Here is a 21,648-nt window from a genome sequence, read left to right as displayed (position 1 = left end):
GATCAAACCTCCACCTGGCCGGACGCGGCCTTGATCGCCTTCTTGACCCGCGGATAGGTCGCGCAGCGGCAGAGGTTGCCGTTCATGGCCGCCTCGATCTCGGCGTCGGTCGGCTTGGGCTTGGCCGTCAGCAGGGCCGTGGCCGACATGATCTGACCCGCCTGGCAGTAGCCGCACTGGGGCACGTCGATCGCCTTCCACGCCTCCTGGACCTTGGCCCCGACGGGAGTCTTGCCGACGCCCTCGATGGTCGTCACCGCCCGTTCGCCGACCCGGCTGACCGGCGTGACGCAGGCTCGGACCGGCGCGCCATTCAGATGCACCGTGCAGGCCCCGCACAGGGCCGCCCCGCAGCCGAACTTGGCCCCGACCAGGCCCAGCGTGTCGCGCAGCACCCACAGCAGGGGCGTGTCGGCGTCGACATCGGCCGTGCGGGTCTGTCCGTTAACGGTCAGCGTAAAGGCCATGACGCGGCTCCGATCCCCAGTGAACGGGCGCGATCCTGCCTCAGCGAGGCTCGGCGCGCGACCCCTGTTCGGCGAAACTGACGAACGAATTTGACACCCGCGCCCGCGCGTGGTCTTCACCTCGCCCCCGGGGAGTCGATCCGTTCACAGACGATATTCATCGACGCGACTCCGCACGCGGAGCGCGCGCGAGTTGTCGCACCAACGTTCAACGCGACGACTCGGGCGACAGGGGCCACTATCCTGCGTGGCTGGAATTCGCGGAACAGGCGGACTACGCGGTTCGCGAACTTGGGATTGGGTGACGTGGCAAGGGCGAGTGGCGATACGGGATCAGGCAAGCCGGGCGGCGGCGGCAAGCGCCGGCAGGTCGCGGCCTTGCCCTGGCGGGGCGAGGGCGACGCCCTGCGCGTCCTGCTGGTCTCGTCGCGCGAGACCCGCCGCTGGGTGATCCCCAAGGGCTGGCCGATGAAGGACAAGGCCGACCACGCCGCCGCCGCCCAGGAAGCCTATGAAGAGGCCGGCCTCGTGGGCGTGATCGACGATCAGCCGATCGGCGAGTACGAGTACCTCAAGAAGCTGAAGAGCGGCGCGGCGCGGCTGGTCAAGGTCGACGTCTATCCGATGGAGATCACCGGCGAACTCGAGGCGTGGCCGGAGAAGGGCCAGCGCACGCTGGATTGGATGACCCCGGTCGAGGCCGCCCTCGCCGTCCAGGAACCCGAACTTCGCGACCTGATCGCGAACTTCGTCGGCATCGCCCTGCCCGAGGAAGAGCGCCCGGCGACCGACCCGGCGCCCACGCCCGCGCGCGTGGCCTTCCAGCGTCTGCGCCGCCGCGTAACGGCGCTGTGGGGTCGCTACCGCCGCTAACACGTCGCCTGTGGACAACACCGTTCGCCGCGCATAATGTTCCCATTATGTTCTTGCGCGGCGAGGTCCCATGCAGCTGTCCCTAGGCCTGGCGCGGTCGCCGCTGGAAAGCGTGCGCGACGCCCTGCTCTGCGAGTTCGGCCCGCAGCGGCCGGTGGCGCGCATGGACCCGATCTCGCAGCTGGTGAAGTCGTCGATCAGCGGCCGGACCCAGGACGCCGTCTCGTGGGCGGCCTTCCTGCGCCTGCGGTCAGAGTTCAAGTGCTGGGAGGACCTGGCCCAAGCGCCGGTCGCGGCGGTGGCGCGGATCATCGACGACGTCGCCTTCCCCGCCGACAAGGCCCGCCACCTGACCACCGCCCTGAAGATGATCGAGGCCAAGGTCGGCTGGCTGTCGCTGAACCACCTGAAAACCCTGGAGGTCGACCAGGCCCGCTGGGAGTTGCAGGCCCTGCCCGGCGTGGGCGTCAAGGTCGCCGCCTGCGTGCTTAACTTCAGCGACTTAGGCATGCGCAGCCTGGTGGTCGACACCCACGTCCACCGCGTGGCCAAGCGCGTCGGCCTGGTCGGCGCCGGCGACACGACCCAGGCCTACCACACCCTGATGGCCCTGGCGCCGGACACCTGGACCGCCGACGACCTGTTCGAGCTGCACTGGCTGCTCAAGCGCGGCCTGGGCCAGATGCTGTGCCCGCACGAGAGCCCCAAGTGCGGCGCGTGCCCGGTCAAGTCGATGTGCGCCAAGGCCGGGGTTGGCCACAGCGCCGACGTGCTGGCTTGGCGTCCAAGGGAGTGAGGCTGGACAGCGCAGCGAAGTGGGGCGCTCTCTGTGCTTCACATCGTCTCATACCGGCCTGTAGCGCGGGCGAGAGCCGGGACCAATTATAGCGGCTCGCACGCGACGAAATCGAAGAACTGTCTCGGAATGCTGTCGCGTGGGCGATCGCTTGGTGGATGCCGCAGGGCGTCGTCCAGATGCGGAATCAGGAAGTGCGCGGGCGCCGTTTCTCCGCGCTTCGGCGCGGACGTCAGAAGACGATAGGTCTCATCAAGCCCGATATATTCAAAATCTCCCAGAGGCCTTGGGCCACCATCCGGGCTGGGCGGCGTCCAACCCGGACGGGTTGGATCCAACGTAGATGATACGTTCTGCCGGCCGTCCGTACCGCCGTTCCAAGGCAGGAACCATTCGCGGCAACCGTGGAAATCCAGTCGCAGAGCCAAGCCTTGCGGCCACTCCGCGCCGCTCTCCACTCGCATGAAACGTGCGGATACTGTGGGCTCTGTGCGTAGGGCGTATCGGGCTTGTTCTACAGGACAGGCAGAGGCGACAACTGACAGAAGCAGCGCGGCGAGCATCGGCTTTTCCTTGAAGGAACCGAGCGATCACACCACAATCTTCGGGCGATCCGCCAGCCCCCTCAGGCGGCCGCCCCCAGCTCCGTGAAGGTCTTCGTCCCGATCGGATAGCGCTTCCAGTCGCGGTAGTCGAAGTGCCACCACTCCTCGGGATAGACGGTGAAGCCCTCGGCCTCCATCGCCTGGCGCAGGATCGCGCGCCGAGCCCGCTGCGCCGTCGTGCCGCCCACGAAGTCGGCGTAGGAGCGGGTCGAGAACTCGTCGTAACCGCCGGGCATTTCGACGGCCTGGCCGGTCTTCAGGTCGTACAGGGTCAGGTCGACCGCGCAGCCGCGATTGTGCCGCGAGCCCTGCGCCGGGTCGGCGACGAACGCGTGGTCCTCGGACGGGGTGGCCTCCCAGAACATCCAGGTCACGTACCAGGGCCGATAGGCGTCGTGGATCAGCAGGCCATAGCCCTTGGCCGCCAGCGCCTTATGGACCCGCCCGAGCGCCTGCGCCGCCGGTCGCTGCATGTACACGGCCGGCTTCTCGTAGAGCGGAATGCCCATGAAGTTATCAGGACCCGCGTACCGGATGTCGAGCTTGATCTCCGGATCGATGGTCGTCACGTCGACGAGGTCGGACGGGAGATGCTCGCCCTGCTCGACCGGCGGCGTGGCGGCCAGGGCCCGTTGGCGAAGGCTGACCGGATCGGCGCGCACCGCCTTGTGGATCCGCTCCCGCATCTCGGCCCCGAAGTCGTGGAACGCTAGGGTCTTGCCGTTCAGGCGCACCGCGCCCGTCTCAAGCAACAATTCTCCGCCGCCGGCGACCGCGTAGCCACCACCGCCTGACGCCGTCAGGCGGGCGGAGTTGAAGCCCTCGCCGTCGATGTGCAGCGCGCCGTCCTTCTCGAAGACGGTGAAGGGCGCGGCCTTGTCGCCGTACTGGCCGATGGCCGACCATTCAGCCTTCGTCTGGCTGAACGCGGCCGGGGCCAGCAGCCCGGCGGCGGTGATGGACAGGAAGGATCGTCGAACCAGACCGCGCATCACCGCCTCCCAATATCTACTTCATCGTTGGAATGACGAAGCTGGAGTCCCCCACCTCGCCTTCGGGCCAGCGGGCGGTCACCGTCTTGACCTTGGTGTAGAACTTCACGCCCTCGACGCCGTGCTGGTTGGTGTCGCCAAAGGCCGAGCGCTTCCAGCCGCCGAAGGTGTGATAGGCCACCGGCACCGGGATCGGCACGTTGATGCCGACCATGCCGACATTGACGCTGGCGGCGAACTCGCGGGCCGCGCGGCCGTTGCGGGTGAAGATCGCGACGCCGTTGCCGTACTGGTGCTCCGACGGCAGGGCCACGGCCTCCTCGAAGCTCTCGGCGCGGACGATCTGCAGCACCGGACCGAAGATCTCCTCCTGGTAGGTCTTCATGCCCTTCTTGACGCCATCGAACAACGACGGGCCGATGAAGAAGCCCTTCTCGAAGCCCTGCAGCTGGAAGTCGCGACCGTCGACGACCAGCTCGGCGCCCTCTTCCTGGCCGATGCGGATGTAGTCGGCGATCTTGTCGCGATGCGCGGCGCTGACCACCGGGCCGTAGTGGGCGTCGAGGTCGGTGGACACGCCGACCTTAAGGGTGGCGATCTCGGCGACCATGCGCTCGCGCAGTTCGTCGGCCGTGGCCTTGCCCACGGGCACCACCACCGGCAGGGCCATGCAACGCTCGCCGGCCGAACCGAAGGCCGCGCCGGACAGGTCCTTGACGACCTGGTCCATGTCCGCGTCGGGCAGGACAATGCCGTGGTTCTTGGCCCCGCCCATGGCCTGGACGCGTTTCCCGTGCGCCGTTCCGGTCTGGTAGACATAGTGAGCGATGTCGGAACTGCCGACGAAGCTGACCGCGCGGATCAGCGGATGGGTCAAGATGGCGTCGACGGCGCTCTTGTCGCCATGGACGACGTTCAGAACACCCGCCGGGGCGCCGGCTTCCATCATCAGCTCGGCCAGCTTGACCGGCACCGTCGGATCCTTCTCCGACGGCTTTAGGATGAAGGTGTTGCCCACCGCGATGCTGATGCCGAACATCCACATCGGGATCATGGCCGGGAAGTTGAACGGGGTGATGCCCGCGCAGACGCCCAACGGCTGACGCATCGAATAGACGTCGATGCCGGGACCGGCGCCTTCGGTGTACTCACCCTTGAGGATGTGGGGGATGCCGCAGGCGAACTCGATGACCTCAAGGCCGCGCTGGATATCACCCTTGCTGTCGGCGATGACCTTACCGTGCTCGGACGACAGGATCTCCGCCAGGGTGTTCATGTCGCGCTCGATCAGGCGCTTGAACTCGAACATCACCCGCGCGCGGCGCTGCGGGTTGGTGGCGGCCCAACCGATCTGCGCCTTGGCGGCGACCTGCACGGCGGCGTCGAGTTCGGCGTCGGTCGCGAACTGGACGCGGGCCTGGACCTCGCCGGTGTTGGGGTTGAAGACGTCGCCGAAGCGGCCGGAGGCTCCGGCCAGGGTCTGACCGTTCACGAAATGGGCGATATCTCGCATGATGCGCTCCCTAACGCTGTTTTGCGCGTCAATAGCATCCAAGGTTCACGCCGTATCGCGCGAAATCCTACTCGGCGTCCACGTGGACGCGACGGAACCGGCCTTGCAGATAGACCAGCGGCTCGTGGTCGGGGTCGTAGCGCAACTTGACCACCCGCCCGACATAGACCCGGTGATCGCCGGCGTCGAAGACGTGGTGCGTCTCGCACTCGAAATTGGCCATGCAGCCCGGAAGGATCGGCACGCCGGTGCGCCAGGTCTCGGTCTCGATGCCGGCGAAGCGGTCGGTGTCCTTCTGGACGAACTGGCGGGCCAGGGCCTGGTGCTCGGCGTGCAGCACATTGACCGCCCAGCGGCCGGCCGCGTCCAGCGACGACAGGCTGGACGACTTCAGGTCGACGCAGACCAGGGCCAGGGGCGGGTCCAGCGACACCGAGGTGAAGGAATTGGCCGTCAGCCCGACCCTGCGCCCGTCGTCGCGGACAGTGGTGATCACCGTCACCCCGGTCGTGAAGCATCCAAAGGCGTCGCGCAGGGCCCGGGCGTCGTGCTCGGCGCCCTCCCCCAATTCGATCGTAACCGCTTTACTCATTGGCTAAGCAGTGCGGGAAAGATCGACGGTCGGCAAGACTTAGATCCCCCCTGCTGGGGCAGGATCCTCAGCGCTCGACCAAAACGCCCGGCCGCGCCGCATCCAGGCCGAAGGTGACCGGCAGGTGGCGCACGTGCGGCGTCTGCAAGCCCAGCGCCTTAGCCCCGCGCGCCACGGCCAGCTTGCCCAAAGCCTTTGGACCAAAGCCGCTCTGCACGCGCGGGCTCATGCCCATGCGCCGGCGCAGCACGCCGTTGGCGTAGATGACATTGGCGCGCATCAGGGCCGGCGGGGTCATGAATTCGATCGAGATCGAGACGTTCAGCATCGGCCCGTTCTCGATCCGATGCGGGGCGTTCTGCTTCCAGGTGACCATGTTGCCCGGCGTCAGGCTCACCTCGTGCGCCCCCTTGTCCCATTCCGGCTCGAAGGCGAACTGCTCGGCGGTCTCGCGCAGGACGATCTTCTCCAGGGCCAGGTCGCCGACATAGGGGTCGGCCACCGGATAGACCCAGACCTTCTTCTCGCCGCGGATCTGCCACAGCGACACCAGCGGCACGTCGAGATGGTAGAAGACCTGGGCGCTGGCGCTGGAGATCAGCATGCCGACATCGCGCTTGAAGGTCTTCAGACCCGGGACGTGGGCTTCCTTGTCGGCGAAAATCTCATCGGCCAGGGCGGCGTATTCCGGCACGTGATCGTTGGTCTGGCGCAGGTTCAGCCAGATGCGGCCGGTCTTGGCCCCTTCCAGCAGTTGGTCGCCGGTCAGATTGCCGGCCGAGCCCTTGCGCCAGGTAGTCCAGGCCTTGGGATCCTCGCCCATGGTGAAGACACCCAGCTTGTCGCGCGGATACTGGTCCAGCAGGCGCGCCAGGCCCTCGTCGTCGAACATCGGACGCTCGTGCAGGGCGTGCTTGAACGTCAGGTTCTCGCGACCGAAGGCCTTGGCCTTGTCCGCCGTCCAGTCGGTGATCACGCTCATGCGGTCCTCCCGTAGAAATGGATCTTGAAGGGCCCCCACCAGAAGGTCTTGCCCAGGCCCCGCGCGGCGCGGTCCAGCCATTCGGCGCGATCCTTGGCGCGGGTCAGCCACTTGAAACCGGCCAGCAGGCCAAAGGCGGCGGCTTGACCGAGGCCAATGAGCATCCAGCGGGCGACGCCCAGATTGTCGCGCGGCGTCGCCGCGGCGCAGTGCGAGGTCGGGCCCTGGCCGTAGGCGAAGGCGCGGGCGATCGTGTAGCGAAGATTCATGCGGCTGGGCACGGGCTCCTCCCAGACCCAGGCCGCGGGTTCCCAGGCGAAGCGCGCGCCGGCCGCCTTCATGTGGCCGAACAGCATGTCGTCCTCGCCGCCGATGTGGTTGCGCTCTACCGCGAACGGCGAGACCGGATCCGGCAGGGCGGCGCGACGGATCAGGCTGTCGCCGCAGCCGTAATAGTGATCCAGAACGCCAGCCTCGGCCGGGCCTTCGCGCGAGAAGAACCGCTCCAGATAGTCGCGGTGCGCGACGATGTGGTCCGGCGCGCGGGTCTTCACCGGCCCGAACACCACGTCGGCGTCGTACCGGGTCCGCGCCGCCAGCAGCGCCGCCAGCCAGCCCGCCGGGGCCTCCTCGTCGTCGTCCAGGAAGGCGATGAAGTCGCCCGAGGCGCGGGCCATGCCGGCGTTGCGGGCGAAGGCGACGCCGGGGCGCTTCTCATGCACGTAGATCACCGGGAACGGCGCGATCCTGGCCAGGTCGTCGGCGAGGGGCTTGGCGGACGGGACCTGGTCGTTGTCGACGATCACCAGCTCCAGTTCGGCGAAGTCGACGCCGGTCTGGCCGAACACCGAGCGCGCCGCGACGGCCAGGCCGTCGGGACGTCGCTGCGTCGGGATCATGATCGTTACGCGCGTCATCAGGCCTCCGGATGGTCCCCCGGGCGGCGGTGCGCTCGCGAGGCCACGGCGCCCACGAAGTCGCGCACGCGGCCCGAGATGGTCAGTTCGGTGCTGGCGATGGCGTCCATCCGGCGGCGCAGGCGTCCGACCGGACCCGCGCCATGGGCGCCGGCCATCGTCCAGGCGTTCTCGATCGACAGCGCCATGCGGCCGCCGATCGTGGCCGCCGTCGCGGCGCCCTCGCCGATCGTCACTGTGTTGAGTCCGTAGGCGCGCTTGTAGTGATCATGGCCGGGACCAAGGTCGTAGCGGCTGAGGCCTAGTTCAGGCATCGCCGCGATGGCGCGCAGGAAGAATATCTGGCCCGGCGACCAGGCGGCGTGCTCCGGCGAGGTCGAGGCGATCCACGGGTGATAGACGTCGCCCAAGCGAACGCCGAAGTGACCGCCGATCAGCGTGTCGCCGGCATAGAGGTTGATCATCAGCCCGCGAAAATCGTCCGAGCGACGCGCGAACAGGTCGGCGATCAGCTCACGGGTCCAGTCCGCGCGCAGGAAGTCGTGGGCGCCGGTGCGCTCAAGTTGCTCGCGCTTCCAGTCGATCAGCTGGTTGAAGGCCTCGCGCGAGACGTCGCCGGCGACCAGGCGCACGGGTCCGACCTCGCGATCCAGCTTGTTGTCCAGGCGCCGGTAGTTCTTGATCTTCTTGGGGCTCGCGGCGCGGATGGCCTCCAGATAGGCCTCGGCGGTCGTGCCGGAGAGGTCGATCAGATAGGCCGTGCGATCGGTCTCCGGCGCGGCCGGGAACAGGCCGTTCGGATCGATGAGGCCGGTGTAGCGGAACACCGAGATGTCGGCGGCGCGCAGCACCTGTCCCAGATCAAGTCCCGCATCGGGACGCGCCACCAGGCCGTGATAGTCCGACAGCGGCGAACCGATCGGTCGCGCCAAGCCGCCGGGGCGACGGTGATAGGCCAGGAAGCCCAGGGCCTGACCGGCGCGGCGAACCACCGCGACGCGGGCATCTTCCCGAACATTTCCAATGGCTTGTGCGAAGTCAGGACCCAGCAGCGGATTGCCGAAACCCGCCTGGGCAGCGGCCAGGCTCCGCCATAGCGTCACGTCTTCGGCGCTCAGCAGGCTCGGGTGCAGGGTCTCGACGTCCAACATGTCCACCTGTCCTACTCCGGCTCGGGTTAGGGAAAGATGGACCTGGGCCTGCAATCAGCGGGCCATGCGAAGGGTTCCCGACAGGGTTGCGCCCGACCTATGCAAACGTGGTCTTGAGGATCTTCTCCAGCCATAGCTGGTCGGTGGCGTCGAACGAGGCCGGCTTGTCGGAGTCGACGTCGAACACCGCGATCAACTGGCCGTCGGGACCAAAGACCGGCACGACGATCTCGCTCTCCGAGCGGCTGTCGCAGGCGATGTGACCCGGGAAGGCGTGGACATCCGGAACAAGCTGGGTCTCGCCCGTCGCCGCCGCCGCGCCACAGACGCCGCGCCCGTAGGCGATGCGCAGGCAGCCCAGCGTGCCCTGATAGGGCCCGACCACCAGTTCGCGCTCCTTGGTGGGATCCACGACGTAGAAGCCAGTCCAGAAATAGTGATCGAAGCTGTTGGCCAGCATCGAGGCCACCGTCGCCATGCGAGCGGTGACGTTGGGCTCGCCGTCCAGCACGGACGCGATCTCGTCGGCGACCTCGGCATAGCGGGTCGCCTTGTCGGCGGAGAGGGTGATGTCGTTGAACGCTTCGGCCATGGCGGGGATATAGCGCGGCCGGCGGCGGATGTCAGAGGGCGTGATCGTCACGCATGCCGGTCCCTCAGAATTCCTCCCACTCGCCCGGACGCGAGTTCGGCTGGACCTTCAAGGCATTCGCCCCCTGCACGTAGCGCTGGCGGAAGCTCTCGCGGGTCGGAGCCGCCGCCGGACGCTGAACCGTAGCCGCCGGGCGACGTTCGGCGCGGGCGGGCAGTTCGTGGACGACCGCCCCGACCTGGAAGCGGCCAATCAGACGTTCCAGTTCAGCCGCTTCGGTCGAGAGCGCGTGGCTGGCGGCCGTCGACTGTTCGACCATGGCGGCGTTCTGCTGGGTGACCTGGTCCATCTGGTTCACGGCCTGATTCACCTCGGCCAGGCCCACGGCCTGCTCCTTGGAGGACGAGGCGATCTCGCCGACCAGCTCGTTGATCTCGGCCACCTGGGTGAGGATCTGCGCCAGGGTCTCGCCGGTCTCGCCGACCAGCTTGACGCCCTTGCCCACCTCGTCGCTGGAGGCGCGGATCAGGCCCTTGATCTCCTTGGCCGCGTCGGCCGAGCGTTGGGCCAGGGCCCGCACTTCCTGAGCGACCACCGCGAAACCACGACCGGCGTCGCCGGCGCGGGCGGCCTCGACGCCGGCGTTCAGCGCCAGCAGGTTGGTCTGGAAGGCGATCTCGTCGATGACGCCGATGATCTGGGTGATCGACTGCGAGGACTTTTCGATGCCACCCATGGCCTGGACGGCTTCCTTCACGACCGCGCCGCTACGTTCGGCGGCGGCCTTGGCGCTGATCGTCACCAGGCGGGCGCGCTCGGCGCCTTCCGAGCTGCGCTTCACCGTGGCGGTGATCTGGTCGAGGGCCGCAGCGGTCTGCTCCAGGCCGGCGGCCTGACGTTCCGTCCGCTGCGAAAGGTCGTCGGCGGCGTTGCTGATCTCGGCGCAACCGCCGCGGATGCTGCGCGCGGCGGTCAGGATGCCGGTCATGGTCGCCTGCAGGCTCTCGACGGCGGCGTTGAAGTCTCGCGGCATCTTGGCCGCGTCGCCGCTGAAGTCGTCCTCGCGCATGCGCCAGATCAGATCACCGTCGGCTAGGCGCTCCATGCCTTCGCCAAGGCTGGAGACGGCCTTGGCCTGGGCGGCGGCGAAGGCCTTGGCCTCCTGCTCGTGGCGCTGGCGCTCGATCTCCGCGGCGGCGCGCTCGGCCTCCTGCTCGGCCCGACGGCGCTGGCCGTCGGCGAGATCGTGCCGGAAGCCGTCCAGGGCGCGGGCGATGGCGCCGATCTCGTCCCCGCCGTCGACGCCGGGGACGGCCTCATCATAGCGGCCGGCGCTCAGCTTATCGACGCTACGGGTCAGGCCCGTCAGCGGCTTCTTGACCAGGGCGGCGCTGGCGAAGAACAGCGCGGCCAGCACGGCGGCGGTGATCACCAGCCCGCCGATGAACAGGATCTTGGCCAGTCGGTCGGCCGGACCGGTAATGGCGGCCACCGGCACGTCCATCACCAGGGCCCAGGTGGTGTTCAGCGCCGGGATCGGCACGGGTCGGATGATGCGGGCCATCGGCACGCCGTCGTCGATCACGCCCTTGACCTCGACGGCCGCGCCGCCGGCCAGGACGCTCTGCAACTGGTCGGCGCCGACGTCGGAATATGGCTGGGTGCGCTTGGCCGGATCGGGATGGGCGATCCACTTGCCGCTCGGCGACAGCATCATCACCCGACCACCGCCTAGCGGCTTGAGCGCGCCGAGGGTCTTGGACACGCTGTCCAGCGCCATGTCGAGACCGGCCGCGCCTATGAACTGGCCGTGTGAGAACACCGGATAGACGACCGAGGTCATCAGCACCGACTTGCCGGCCACGTCGTAGGAATAGGGCTCGACGACGGTCGACTTCCCCGTCCGCTTGGGGATGGCGTAGTAGGGCTCGGCGTATTCGTTGCCCTGGTCCAGCGGCTGGAAGATCACCTTGTCGCCGTCGTGCACCCAGTACGGCGAGAAGTTGCCGGCCTTGTTGGAGCCCGACGCGGTGTTGCCGACAAACTCGGCGTCCTTGCCGTCGAAGGCGTTGGGCTCGGCCATGTACCAGCTGCCCAGCACCATGGCCGAGGACTCGGCGTTCGGCTTCAGCATCTGGACGACCGTGGCCCGGTCGGTCATGCCCGCTTCATGGGCGGCCCCGATAGAGACGGCCATCGACCGGGTCGTGGCCTGAACCTTGCCGATGTCGGCCTGGACGCTCTGGATCGCATCGTCGGCGACCGCGCCGGCGTAGCGGTTGGTCAGGCCCGAAACGATCGCGCTGGTGTGCGACGACACCGCCACCGCCGCGGCGATGAGCAGGAAGCCGATCGCCAGACCCGCCACCAGGATCAGTTTCCAGGCGATGGTCAACCGACGGAAGGCGGTCATTTGAAAGGTCTCCGGCCGCGAGAAGGGCGATTAACCCTTTCTCGCGGTCGAATCCTAAAGGCCCCGTTAACCATGCCGCGGACACGCACGAGTGCGACAATCCGCGCACCCTGGCCGCCTGCCCTAGCGTGAGAAACGGGCCCTCACAGGCGCGTAGCTGTCCCAGACCTGCCCGTCGCTGACCGAGCGCAGCAGCTTGACGTACTCGGCGTGGCTCCAGGCCAGCGGCGTGGCGCTGTCGGTTCCCTCGCCGCGCACGTAGCCGTGCGGGCTTTCGGCGCCGACGCCGTCCCAGACCTGCTCGGGGATCAGCAGGCCTTCGTTGGCGAACAGCTCCATGGCGCGGACATAGGTGTCGCGGATCCTCTTGAGGGACGCGGCGTCGGGCTTGCCCGACACGCCGGCCAGAGCCAGTTCGTAATGGCCGCGCTCGCCGGTGAAGATGGGCCACACCCGACCGCGCTGCCCCGGCGCCATCTTGCCGCCCGCGCCATAGTTGGCGCCGCTCTTGATGTCCTCGCCATAGCCGTCGACGCCGTAGCGGCGCCACCCGGGGAAGGTCCCCTCGACGCCCGGGAACGTGAAGCTGTAGCGGACGCGATAGAGATCCTGCATCGACTCGTCGTCCACCTTGGGCAGGGTCGCGACGATGGCCGGATCGTCGGCGCGGCGCACGCCGTAGCGGACCAGCTCCAGGAAGCCGGCGTCCAGCATCTGGTCCTCGGGTACGGCCGCCTGGCCATTGCGTTCCTCGACCGGGCTCTTGTTGTCCGGGTCCTGGTCGCTGTTGAGACGCAGATAGTAGTGGCCGTCGCCGAACGCGCCCTTGGTCGTGACCATGCGGGCCTCGACCTTGCTGGAATAGTCGTCGGCGGTCCCGCGGTAGATCTGCGCGGAAACCGTGTCGCCAGCGGCCTCGGCGATGTCGCCGGCCACGACCAGACCCGCGATCACGGCGGCGGTCGTCGAGGGCGAATAACCGCCCTGCTCTTCCCAGCGCTCCTGCTGGGTGAACGGCGGGATGATCGTGCCGCGGTTCCAGCCCAGGTCGACCTTTCCGCCCTTGACCAGGAAGTCGGCGGCCGGCTTCAGCATCCTGCCGTAGAAGGTCTTGAGGTCGGCGTCGGAGAGCCAGCCCAGCTTCCAGAGCTTCCAGCCCAGCATGATCGGCATGGCGGTCTGGTCCAGCTGGACGCCGACCCATTCGGGCGTGCCGTCCACGTGCGACTTCTGCAGGAACCAGCCGCCGTCGCCCTTATTGCCCGGCGTCTTTGGCCCGACCTGCACGGTCGGCAGATAGTGGAAGGCCGCCAGCGGCGTCTCCTTGTCGCCCAGGGCCGCCAACGCCATGGCGCACTGGTAGAAGTCGCGCGGCCACACCGCCTTGTAGCCGGTCGAGGACTGGGTGGCGTCCACCGTGTCGCCCCACGGGTTCGACAGCGAGGCGATCAGGGCCCCGGCGTGGGTGCGGTCTTCCTGGACCTTCAGCATCAGGGCGGAGGCCTGGACCAGCTTGCCCCCGTCTTCCGACGCCTCGCGCAGGCGCGGCAGCTCGGTCAGCGAGGCGAGATAGTCTTCCCAGCCCACCCGCGCGCCCTCGCCGTTGTAGCGGGCCAGCACCTCGGCATAGCCGGTCTTCAGCGTGGCGGCGGCGCTCGCGTCGGCGGCCTTGGCGTCGGGGCCAAAGCCGATGGCGAAGTCGAAGGTCGTTTCCTTGCCCACGGCGGGCAGTAGGCCGGTCAGCACGATCGCGCCCTTGGCCGAGGTCGTCGTGGCCTTCAGGCCCAGCAGCGCGTCATTGTCCCTCAGCACGCTGGCTGAAGCCTTGGCGAAGGGCTTGGTCCCCTTCAAGCTGAGGAAAGCCTTGCCCTCGAAGGCTGTGAGCGCCGCGCGCGAGGCCACGCCCGTGTCGCCGCCGCCGGTATTGGCCATGTGCGGCTCCAGCACGAGAGTCGGCGTGACCGCCCCCTTCAGCGCCTTGACCGTCACCCGCACGAACAGGCTGTCGCGGTCGGGATCGGTGAAGATCCGCTTCTCGATGACGAAGCGACCCTGCTTGTCGGTGGTGGTGATCTTGTAGGCCGGCGACAGCGGACGACCCATGCCGTCGACGTGCAGATATTCGGTCTTCGACGTGGTGTCCGCGCCCTCGACCGCCAGGCCCGTCGTGGTCTCAACGGCGATGCGCATCTGCTTGATCTGGGCCTCGTGGATCAGGCCATACATGGTCTCGGTCAGCACGCCGTCGGCGATCGAGAACCAGACCTTGGACACCGCCCCGGTCTTGCCGCCGGCCTTGTAGGCCCCGTCGACATAGGCCTCGTAGGACGCGCCGACCCCCGTCTTGGCGGAATAGGCCCAGGTGGTCGGCGCGGCCGCGTAGGCGCTCCCGACGGAGGAGACGGCGGCCGAGGCCAGGGCGAGAAGTTTCAGGCGGCGCATGGCGAGGACCTCGTCAGGCTGGAAGGGAAAGGGAGGATCAGGCGGGCTCGCCGGCGACACGATCGCGGACGAGGAAGGTCGTGGCGGCGGCGATGGCCAAGGACAACGCGCCCAGCACCAGAGCGTAGATCGCCTGGCCGCCGAAGAAGCTCTTCAGCAGCAGGCCCAGCACCGTCGCGGCCAGCAGCTGCGGGATGACGATGAAGAAATTGAAGATGCCCATGTAGACGCCCATCTTCCGGGCGGGCAGAGCGCCGGCCAGGATCGAGTACGGGGCCGACAGGATCGAGCTCCAGGCGAAGCCTACGCCGATCATGCCGATCCACAGCATCCCCGGCTCGCGGATCAGCAGGAACGACAGCAGACCCAAGGCGCCGAGCAAAAGGCAGACGGCGTGACTGACCTTGCGGCTGGTCGCCTGGACCATCAGCGGGATGACCAGGGCCGCCAGGGCCGCGACCCCGTTGTAGACGGCGAACAACACGCCGACCCAGTCGGCGCCCTCGTTGTAGGCCTTGGACGTCGCGTCGACGGCGTGGAAGTGGACCGCCGCCACGGCGGGCGTCGTGTAGATCCACATGGCGAACAGGCCAAACCACGAGAAGAACTGCACGACCGCCAGCTGGCGCATGGTCCGGGGCATGCGGAAGAAGTCGTCCAGCACTTCGGAAAAGCCGTTCTGCGTCATGCCTCGCCGCTTGAGGCGAACGCCGACGATCCCCGCCACGCCGAACACGGCCAAAAGGCCGGCCAGGACGTAGAGCTCCTTCTCCAGCTTCGCCCCCCAGACGATCAGGGCCAGAACCACCCCGCCCATCAAGCCGCCGAGAGCCAGGCCGATATAGGCGTTGACCGAGGGCTCGGGGGTCTCGTGGACGCCGTTGTCGAACTCGGCCGCCTCGAACGCTTCAAGTTGTTCGGGCGTGTATTCCTTGGTCGTGAACACGGTCCACATCACGGCCAGCAGCAAGACCGCGCCGCCGGCATAGAAGGCGATCCGCACGGCGTCAGGGATCTGCCCCGCCGGGGCCGTATTGGACACATGAAGCCAGTTGGTCAGCATCCACGGCAAGGCCGAGGCCAGCACCGCGCCCAGGCCGATGAAGAAGCTCTGCATCGCGTAGCCGGTCGCCCGCTGCTCGTCGGGCAGGTTGTCGCCGACGAAGGCCCGGAACGGCTCCATGGTGATGTTGATCGAGGCGTCCATCAGCCACAGCGCGCCGGCCGCCACCCACAGCGCCGGGGCGTTGGGCATGACGAACAGGGCCAGGGTGGTGAGGATCGCGCCCCAGAAGAAGTACGGCCGGCGGCGGCCCATGCGCCCCCAGGTCTTGTCGGACAGATGACCGATGATCGGCTGGACCAGCAGGCCCGTGGCCGGCGCGGCGATCCACAGGATCGCCAGATGGTTCACATCGACGCCCAGGGTCTGGAAGATGCGGCTGGTGTTGGCGTTTTGCAGGCCGAAACCGATCTGGATTCCGAAGAAGCCAAAGCACATGTTCCAGATCTGCAGGAAACTGAGCCTCTGCCTGGCCATCGGTCCTCCGCCCCGCTCCGACCGCCGGTTGGCCCGACTGGTTCGCAAGTTTTTTCATAAATCGTGGTGGCGCGTATTTGCGCATGCGCCGGTAGGCTACGCAACGAAAAATCCAAGTTTTATTGCCTTATAGCGCGACACCCTTGCACCCCACCCTTCTAAACCCACGCTCGGTGAAGCAGAGCTTGCATTCATATTTGCAGGAGTTTTCAAGTCGGTTTCCACCCTGGCCGACTTGCAAACGCCTTCGAACGGCGCCTTATGGACCTCTGAAAAAGTTTGCAGAAATCTTTGCAGCAACAACAGCCGGACAGGGACGAGCGTAAGGTGAGCAAGGGGGCGACGCGACTGGAGGACCTGGCCAAGCTGGCGGGGGTCTCGATCTCGACCGCGTCACGGGCCCTCAATGACAGCCCCGCCGTCAACAAGCGCACCAAGCAACTGATCTGGAAGCTGGCGCGCGAGATGGACTATCCCTTCCGCCGCTACATGCCCGCCGGCCCGATCGGGGCCGAGGCGACGATCGCCATCGTCACGCCCCGTCCGCAAGGCCGCGCCAGCAGCATGTCTGACCCGTTCTTCCTCGAGCTGCTGGCCGGCGTCGGCGAGGCGGCGCGCGAGCGCGGCTGCGACGTGATTCTCAGCCACATCGCCCCGACCAATTTCGAGGACCTGTCCTCGGCCATGACCACCAGCCGGGCCGAGGGCGTGATTTTCCTGGGGCAGAGCTCGCTGCACGCGGCCTTCAACCGCCTGGCCGAGACCGAGAACCGCTTCGTGGTCTGGGGCGCCCAGCTGCCGGATCAGAACTATTGCTCGGTCGGCTCGGACAACGTCATGGGCGGCCGCCGCGCCACGCTTCACCTGCAGCGGCTGGGCCGCAAGCGCATCGTCTTCCTCGGCGACACCGAGGCGCCGGAGGCCATGCAGCGCCATCGCGGCTATCTGGACGCCCTTGATCACGCCAAGCTGGGCGTCGATCCCGACCTGATCGTCCCGGCCCACTTCGAGGTCGAGTCGGCCGAGGCCGCCGTCGACAGCCTGATCCACCACGGCGTGGCGTTCGACGGCGTCGTCGCCGCCTCCGACCTGATCGCGCTGGGGGCCATGCGCGCCCTGAAGCACGCCGGCCGGTCGGTTCCCGGCGACGTCTCGGTCATGGGTTTCGACAACGTCCCCTTCAGCCGCTACGCCAGCCCGGCGCTCAGCACGATCGCCCAGGACACCAATAAGGCGGGACGCCTGATGGTGTCGAAGCTGCTCGACAGCGGCGAGCGCGCTAGCCGATCGGAGCGTGTGCCGACGGACCTGATCATTCGGGAAAGCTGCGGCGGTTAGTGGCCGCTGAGGGACAGGGTCCACTCTGCCGTCTTTAAGGTGTCGGCGCGCGCCCGACCAGGAGACCCAGGATGACGCCAAAGACCGATCTTGAGGCCGCCGCCGGCAAGGTTCCCGCCGTCACGCTGGGCTTCTGGCTCATCAAGATCCTGGCGACGACGCTGGGCGAGACCGGCGGCGATACGCTGAGCATGACCTTCGCGCTGGGCTACCTCGTCAGCTCCGCCATCTTCCTGGCGCTGCTGCTGGCGTTGGCCGCCAGCCAGATCGCGGCGCGGCGTTTTCACCCGTTCCTCTATTGGGCGACGATCATCGCCTCGACCACGGCCGGCACGACCATGGCCGACTTGGCGACGCGCTCGCTCGGGATCGGCTATGCCGGAGGCTCATTGCTGCTGCTGGCCTGCGTGGTCGCCACCTTGGCGGCCTGGCGGGTGAGCCTGGGCGCGATCGACGCCGATGACATCCAGTCGCGCAAGGCCGAGACCTTCTACTGGATCACCATCACCTTCTCCCAGACCCTGGGAACGGCGCTCGGCGACTGGACGGCGGACACGGCGGGCCTGGGCTATGTCGGCGCGGCCTTGATCTTCGCCGGCATGCTTGTCGTCGTCGCGGCGCTGTATTTCAGGACCCGGGTCAGCCGGATTGTCCTCTTCTGGACAGCCTTCATCCTGACCCGGCCGCTGGGCGCGGCCGTCGGCGACTTCCTGGACAAGCCCCATGACCATGGCGGCCTGGCGTTCAGCCGACCGATCGCCTCGGCGGTGCTATCCACGGCGATCGTGCTGCTGATCATCGTCCTGCCGCAGCGGAGCGGAAGGCACGCGGCAGCGCCGGCGACCTAGGCCCGTCGCGCGATCAGCCCGGCGCATGGCGGCATTTCGCCCTCGCCGCCCAGGTTGACACCATCGACCATCGTCCAGCCTTCGGGCAGCGACCAGGTCACCGGCTCAAAGCCCAGGTTGAAGGCGAGCAGCACCCCATCCGCCCCCTCCCCGCGCTGGAAGATCAGCAGCGAACTGTTGGTGTCGACGAAGCTGATCGCGCCGGTGCGCAGCGCGGCATAGGCCTTGCGCAGGCCGATCAGGCGGCGCGCCACATGCAAGGTCGAGGTCGGGTCGGCCTCCTGAGCGTCCACCGCCAACGGCAGGTGCTCGGGATCGACCGGCAGCCAGGGCTCGACACCCGAGAAGCCGGCGTTGATCGCGCCAGCCACCCACGGCATCGGCGTGCGCGCGCCGTCACGGCCCAGGGTCTGGGGCCAGTTGGCGATGGCTTCCGGGTCCTGGAGGCGCTCGAACGGGACGTTGGCCTGCGGCAGACCCAGTTCCTCGCCCTGATAGACGAAGACATTGCCGCGCAGGCCCATCAGCAGCAGCAGACACATCTCGGCGAAGGCCTTGCGGTCGCGGCCCTCGGCCCAGCGCGACACCGCGCGCGGGGCGTCGTGGTTCGAGAAGGTCCAGGACGGCCAGCCCTCGCCCGCCTCGCCCGGCCACATGGCCGCGCCCTTGGGGACCATGTCGCCGGTCAGCTTGTCGGCATAGAGATAGAGGAAGCCGTAGGCGCTGTTCAGGCGGTCCTCGCCGGCCGTGAACAGCTTCATCTCGCGGTCCGCGTGGTCCCCGCCGACTTCCGCCACCGAGAACCGACCACCCGCCGCATCGGTCAGGGCCCGGATGCGGGATAGGAACTTCGGGATGTCGGCGTGGCTCTGGTTGTGGATCTTGTCCTGGAAGTCGAACGGCCGGGTGCGCTTGCCGCCCGGCGGCAGCGGGGGGTTATCCGTGAAGGCCGGATCGTGCATCGAGAAGTTGATGGCGTCGAAGCGGAAGCCGTCCACCCCCTTGTCGATCCAGAACTGGGTGACGGCCAGCAGGGCTTGCTGAACCGCCGGATTATGCAGGTTCAGCTGCGGCTGGCTGCTGAGGAAGTTGTGCATGTAGTACTGGCCGCGGCGGGCGTCCCAGGTCCAGGCCGGGCCGCCGAACACCGACTGCCAGTTGCTGGGCGGGCCGCCATCGATCTTGGCGTCGGCCCAGACGAACCAGTCGGCCCTGGCGTTGGCCCGGTCCTGGCGGCTCTCGGCGAACCAGGGGTGCTCTTCCGAGGTGTGCGAGAACACCAGGTCGATGATGATCTTCAGGTCCAGCGCGTGGGCCTTGGCGATCAGGGCGTCGAAGTCGGCCAGGGTCCCGAAGATCGGATCGACGTCGCGATAGTCCGAGACGTCGTAGCCGAAGTCCTTCATCGGCGAGGTGAAGAACGGCGACAGCCACACCCCATCGACGCCCAGCGAGGCGATATGATCGAGATGGGCGTTGATCCCCGGCAGGTCGCCAACGCCGTCGCCGTTCGAGTCGGCGAAGCTGCGCGGATAGACCTGATAGATCACCGCCCCGCGCCACCACTCACCGCTCATCGACGTCTCCGCACCGGGGCGAACCAGAACCTGCACTGTCACTATCGTCCCTCGGAAACGCAAATCATGTAGTCGAGCGGCTTCAGCTCTATCGAAAAGCTGCCCGGCGCGGCGGCGGTCCCGACGCAAGCGCCGTGCAGCGCCCGCCAGGAAATGGAGCCTACCTCGACCGGGATGTTGGCCTTCAGCGGCTGGTCGCCGGTGTTGAAGACGGCCAGCACCTCGGTCTTGCCCAGAATGCGCGAGAACGCCAGCAGGCCCGGCTTATCGCTGGCGACGCGGGTGATCTGGCGGCCGCCACGCAAGGCTGGCGTGGCGACGCGCAGCTTCGAAAGTTCGGCGATCCGGCCGTAGAGCACGCCATCGGTCCCGAACGCCGATCGCGGCCCTTTGGCGTTCGAGCCGACCAGGCGGTTGTCGTTGTAGCTGGCGACCCCGCTTTCGAACATGTCCTCGCGGCTGTCGGCATAGTCGCCGTCGCCGGTGAAACCCTGCTCGTCGCCGTAGTAGATCGTCGGAACGCCGCGCGCGGTCAGCATCAGGGCGTTGGCCAGGGTGACGCGGGCCAGCAGTTCGTCGTCGCCGATGCCTGGCTTGGCCTTCAGCGCGAACCAGCCGATGCGGCCCATGTCGTGATTGCCCAGGAAGGTCGGCAACTGACGCGCGGTCGCCTCGCCGCCTTCGTAGACGGGATCGGCGGCGAAGACGCGGGCCAGACGGTCTGTACCGGTCCGGCCCAGGGCGACGTCGGTCACGGCCGACTGGAAGGCGAAGTCCAGCACCGCCGGCAGCTTGTCGACCCTGGTGTGGCTGGCCAGGATCGCCGGGTCGGCGTCGAACACCTCGCCGAAGATATGGAAGTTCGGGATGCCCCGGGCCCTGGCGCGGGCCAGCATGGCCGGAACGAAGGCCTGCCAGAACTCCGGGTTCACGTGACGGGCGGTGTCGATGCGGAAGCCGTCGATCCCGAAGTCGTCGATCCACTGACCGTAGACCTCGATGAAGCCCTGCACGACGCGCGGGTTCTCGGTGAAGACGTCGTCCAGGGTCGCGAAATCGCCCAGCAACGAGCTCTCGCCGGCGAAGGTGCTGTCACCCCGGTTGTGATAGTAGATCGGGTCGTTCAGCCAGTCGGGCTTCTTGGCGTGCTCCTGCCCGGCCGGGACGAAAGGGCTGTAGGCCCAGTTCGGCGTCTTGAGCCTGGTGAAATCCTTGCCGTCGAAGCCGGCATTGATGGGCGCACCGCCGACGCCGCCCTGGCGGACATAGGGATAGTCCGCGACGCCGCGATAGGCGCAGCGGCCATCGGGGCATTCCTTGTACCGGATGACGTCGGCCGTGTGGTTCACGACGATGTCCATATAGACCTTCAGGCCTCGAGCGTGGGCCGCGTCCACCAGCGCCCTGAAATCGGCCCTGGTCCCGAAATGCGGATCGACGTCGGTGAAGTCGGTGATCCAGTAGCCGTGATGCGCCGCCGACTCGTGGCCCGGCGAGCCCTGCACCGCTTGGTTCTTGAAGATCGGCGCCAGCCACACGGCCGTCGCGCCCAGGCCCTGGATGTAGTCCAGCCGTCGGGTCACGCCTTTCAGATCGCCGCCATGATAAAAGCCGGCCCGCGTCGGGTCGAAGCCGTCGACCAGCGGCCCCGTATTGCGTCCGCCGTGGTCATTGGTCGCGTCGCCATTCTCGAAGCGATCGGGCAGGACGAAATAGATCACTTCATCCTGGGGCTTTCGCAGGCGGAAGGAGTCTGGCGAGGCGTGGGCGGCCGAGGCCAGCGCGCCTAGCGCCGTCATGGCCAGCAACATTCGTCGCCAAGGCGTCAACGCCGACATCGCTCCCTCCCCTAGCTGACGGCTTGCAACCGCCAATGCAATTATTTGCAAGAATTTGCAGAACCCGCGACGACCTGTCAATCCGTTCGATTGACGCGATTTGCAGTCCATCTAGCCAATCTCGCCGCCAAAGGTGGCGCATTGAAGCCACACCAAGCCCCATTCCGGTGAC

General features: G+C 67.6%; 17 protein-coding genes and 1 pseudogene. 4 read left to right on the top strand and 14 right to left on the bottom strand.

Translation table 11 applies throughout. From position 1 onward, the window contains the following. Positions 1 to 2: 2 nt before the first annotated feature. Complete coding sequence (locus tag ACW175_RS06830) at positions 3 to 467, bottom strand: (2Fe-2S)-binding protein (protein WP_492103844.1); 465 nt, start codon at positions 465 to 467, stop codon at positions 3 to 5. A 297-nt stretch (positions 468 to 764) separates the two neighbouring features. Between ACW175_RS06830 and ACW175_RS06825 the strand changes: the two genes are divergently transcribed. After that, complete coding sequence (locus ACW175_RS06825) at positions 765 to 1,340, top strand: NUDIX hydrolase (protein WP_492103843.1); 576 nt, start codon at positions 765 to 767, stop codon at positions 1,338 to 1,340. A gap of 70 nt (positions 1,341 to 1,410) precedes the next feature. After that, positions 1,411 to 2,136 carry an endonuclease III domain-containing protein gene (locus ACW175_RS06820; RefSeq protein ID WP_492103842.1) on the top strand — a complete coding sequence of 242 codons (726 nt, stop codon included), beginning with the start codon at positions 1,411 to 1,413 and terminating at the stop codon, positions 2,134 to 2,136. 86 nt (positions 2,137 to 2,222) lie between these two features. On the opposite strand, the gene ACW175_RS06815 is transcribed toward ACW175_RS06820, so the two are convergent. From ACW175_RS06815 to ACW175_RS06765, 11 genes are all read right to left on the bottom strand, one after another. Next, positions 2,223 to 2,699 carry a hypothetical protein gene (locus ACW175_RS06815; protein ID WP_492103841.1) on the bottom strand — a complete coding sequence of 159 codons (477 nt, stop codon included), beginning with the start codon at positions 2,697 to 2,699 and terminating at the stop codon, positions 2,223 to 2,225. Positions 2,700 to 2,761: 62 nt separating this feature from the next. Continuing rightward, positions 2,762 to 3,733, bottom strand: coding sequence for a M15 family metallopeptidase (locus ACW175_RS06810; RefSeq protein ID WP_492103840.1), 972 nt, complete (start codon positions 3,731 to 3,733; stop codon positions 2,762 to 2,764). Between the two features lie 16 nt (positions 3,734 to 3,749). Further along, complete coding sequence (locus tag ACW175_RS06805; RefSeq protein ID WP_492103839.1) at positions 3,750 to 5,246, bottom strand: CoA-acylating methylmalonate-semialdehyde dehydrogenase; 1,497 nt, start codon at positions 5,244 to 5,246, stop codon at positions 3,750 to 3,752. Between the two features lie 67 nt (positions 5,247 to 5,313). Continuing rightward, complete coding sequence (locus tag ACW175_RS06800; RefSeq protein WP_492103838.1) at positions 5,314 to 5,838, bottom strand: flavin reductase family protein; 525 nt, start codon at positions 5,836 to 5,838, stop codon at positions 5,314 to 5,316. Positions 5,839 to 5,905: 67 nt separating this feature from the next. Continuing rightward, positions 5,906 to 6,931 carry a hypothetical protein gene (locus ACW175_RS06795; RefSeq protein WP_492103837.1) on the bottom strand — a complete coding sequence of 342 codons (1,026 nt, stop codon included), beginning with the start codon at positions 6,929 to 6,931 and terminating at the stop codon, positions 5,906 to 5,908. Further along, a complete protein-coding gene (locus ACW175_RS06790; RefSeq protein ID WP_492103836.1) occupies positions 6,817 to 7,737 on the bottom strand; it encodes a glycosyltransferase family 2 protein in 921 nt (306 codons plus the stop codon). The genes ACW175_RS06795 and ACW175_RS06790 overlap by 115 nt, the downstream gene beginning before the upstream one ends. After that, a complete protein-coding gene (locus ACW175_RS06785) occupies positions 7,737 to 8,888 on the bottom strand; it encodes a GNAT family N-acetyltransferase (RefSeq protein ID WP_492104915.1) in 1,152 nt (383 codons plus the stop codon). The genes ACW175_RS06790 and ACW175_RS06785 overlap by 1 nt, the downstream gene beginning before the upstream one ends. Positions 8,889 to 8,985: 97 nt before the next feature. Further along, positions 8,986 to 9,480, bottom strand: coding sequence for a GAF domain-containing protein (locus ACW175_RS06780; RefSeq protein WP_492104914.1), 495 nt, complete (start codon positions 9,478 to 9,480; stop codon positions 8,986 to 8,988). Between the two features lie 64 nt (positions 9,481 to 9,544). After that, positions 9,545 to 11,893: a methyl-accepting chemotaxis protein gene (locus ACW175_RS06775; RefSeq protein ID WP_492103835.1), complete on the bottom strand. Its 2,349-nt coding sequence runs from the start codon at positions 11,891 to 11,893 to the stop codon at positions 9,545 to 9,547. 123 nt (positions 11,894 to 12,016) lie between these two features. Then, positions 12,017 to 14,335 carry a glucan 1,4-alpha-glucosidase gene (locus tag ACW175_RS06770; RefSeq protein WP_492103834.1) on the bottom strand — a complete coding sequence of 773 codons (2,319 nt, stop codon included), beginning with the start codon at positions 14,333 to 14,335 and terminating at the stop codon, positions 12,017 to 12,019. A gap of 37 nt (positions 14,336 to 14,372) precedes the next feature. After that, positions 14,373 to 15,875 (bottom strand): MFS transporter, encoded by a 1,503-nt coding sequence (locus ACW175_RS06765; RefSeq protein WP_492103833.1) that lies wholly within the window; start codon positions 15,873 to 15,875, stop codon positions 14,373 to 14,375. A 235-nt stretch (positions 15,876 to 16,110) separates the two neighbouring features. Between ACW175_RS06765 and ACW175_RS06760 the strand changes: the two are divergent. Together ACW175_RS06760 and ACW175_RS06755 are read left to right on the top strand one after the other, a co-directional pair. Continuing rightward, positions 16,111 to 17,213: pseudogene (locus ACW175_RS06760) on the top strand (LacI family DNA-binding transcriptional regulator). A gap of 71 nt (positions 17,214 to 17,284) precedes the next feature. Beyond that, on the top strand, positions 17,285 to 18,061 hold the full coding sequence (locus ACW175_RS06755; protein WP_492103832.1) for a COG4705 family protein: 777 nt from the start codon (positions 17,285 to 17,287) through the stop codon (positions 18,059 to 18,061). Here the strand turns inward: ACW175_RS06755 and ACW175_RS06750 are convergent. Continuing rightward, the gene (locus ACW175_RS06750) at positions 18,058 to 19,701 is read right to left on the bottom strand and encodes an alpha-amylase family glycosyl hydrolase (RefSeq protein ID WP_492103831.1); all 1,644 of its coding nucleotides are present in this window, start codon (positions 19,699 to 19,701) and stop codon (positions 18,058 to 18,060) included. The two genes, ACW175_RS06755 and ACW175_RS06750, sit on opposite strands and share 4 nt — an antisense overlap. Further along, positions 19,680 to 21,476, bottom strand: coding sequence for an alpha-amylase family glycosyl hydrolase (locus tag ACW175_RS06745; RefSeq protein WP_492103830.1), 1,797 nt, complete (start codon positions 21,474 to 21,476; stop codon positions 19,680 to 19,682). Before ACW175_RS06745 ends, ACW175_RS06750 begins: the two co-directional genes overlap by 22 nt. Positions 21,477 to 21,648 lie beyond the last annotated feature (172 nt).

Source organism: Caulobacter sp. FV1ye6ST (assembly GCF_058681225.1).
Note: the sequence above shows the minus strand (reverse complement) of the source record. Positions and strands in the feature narration are given on the sequence as shown.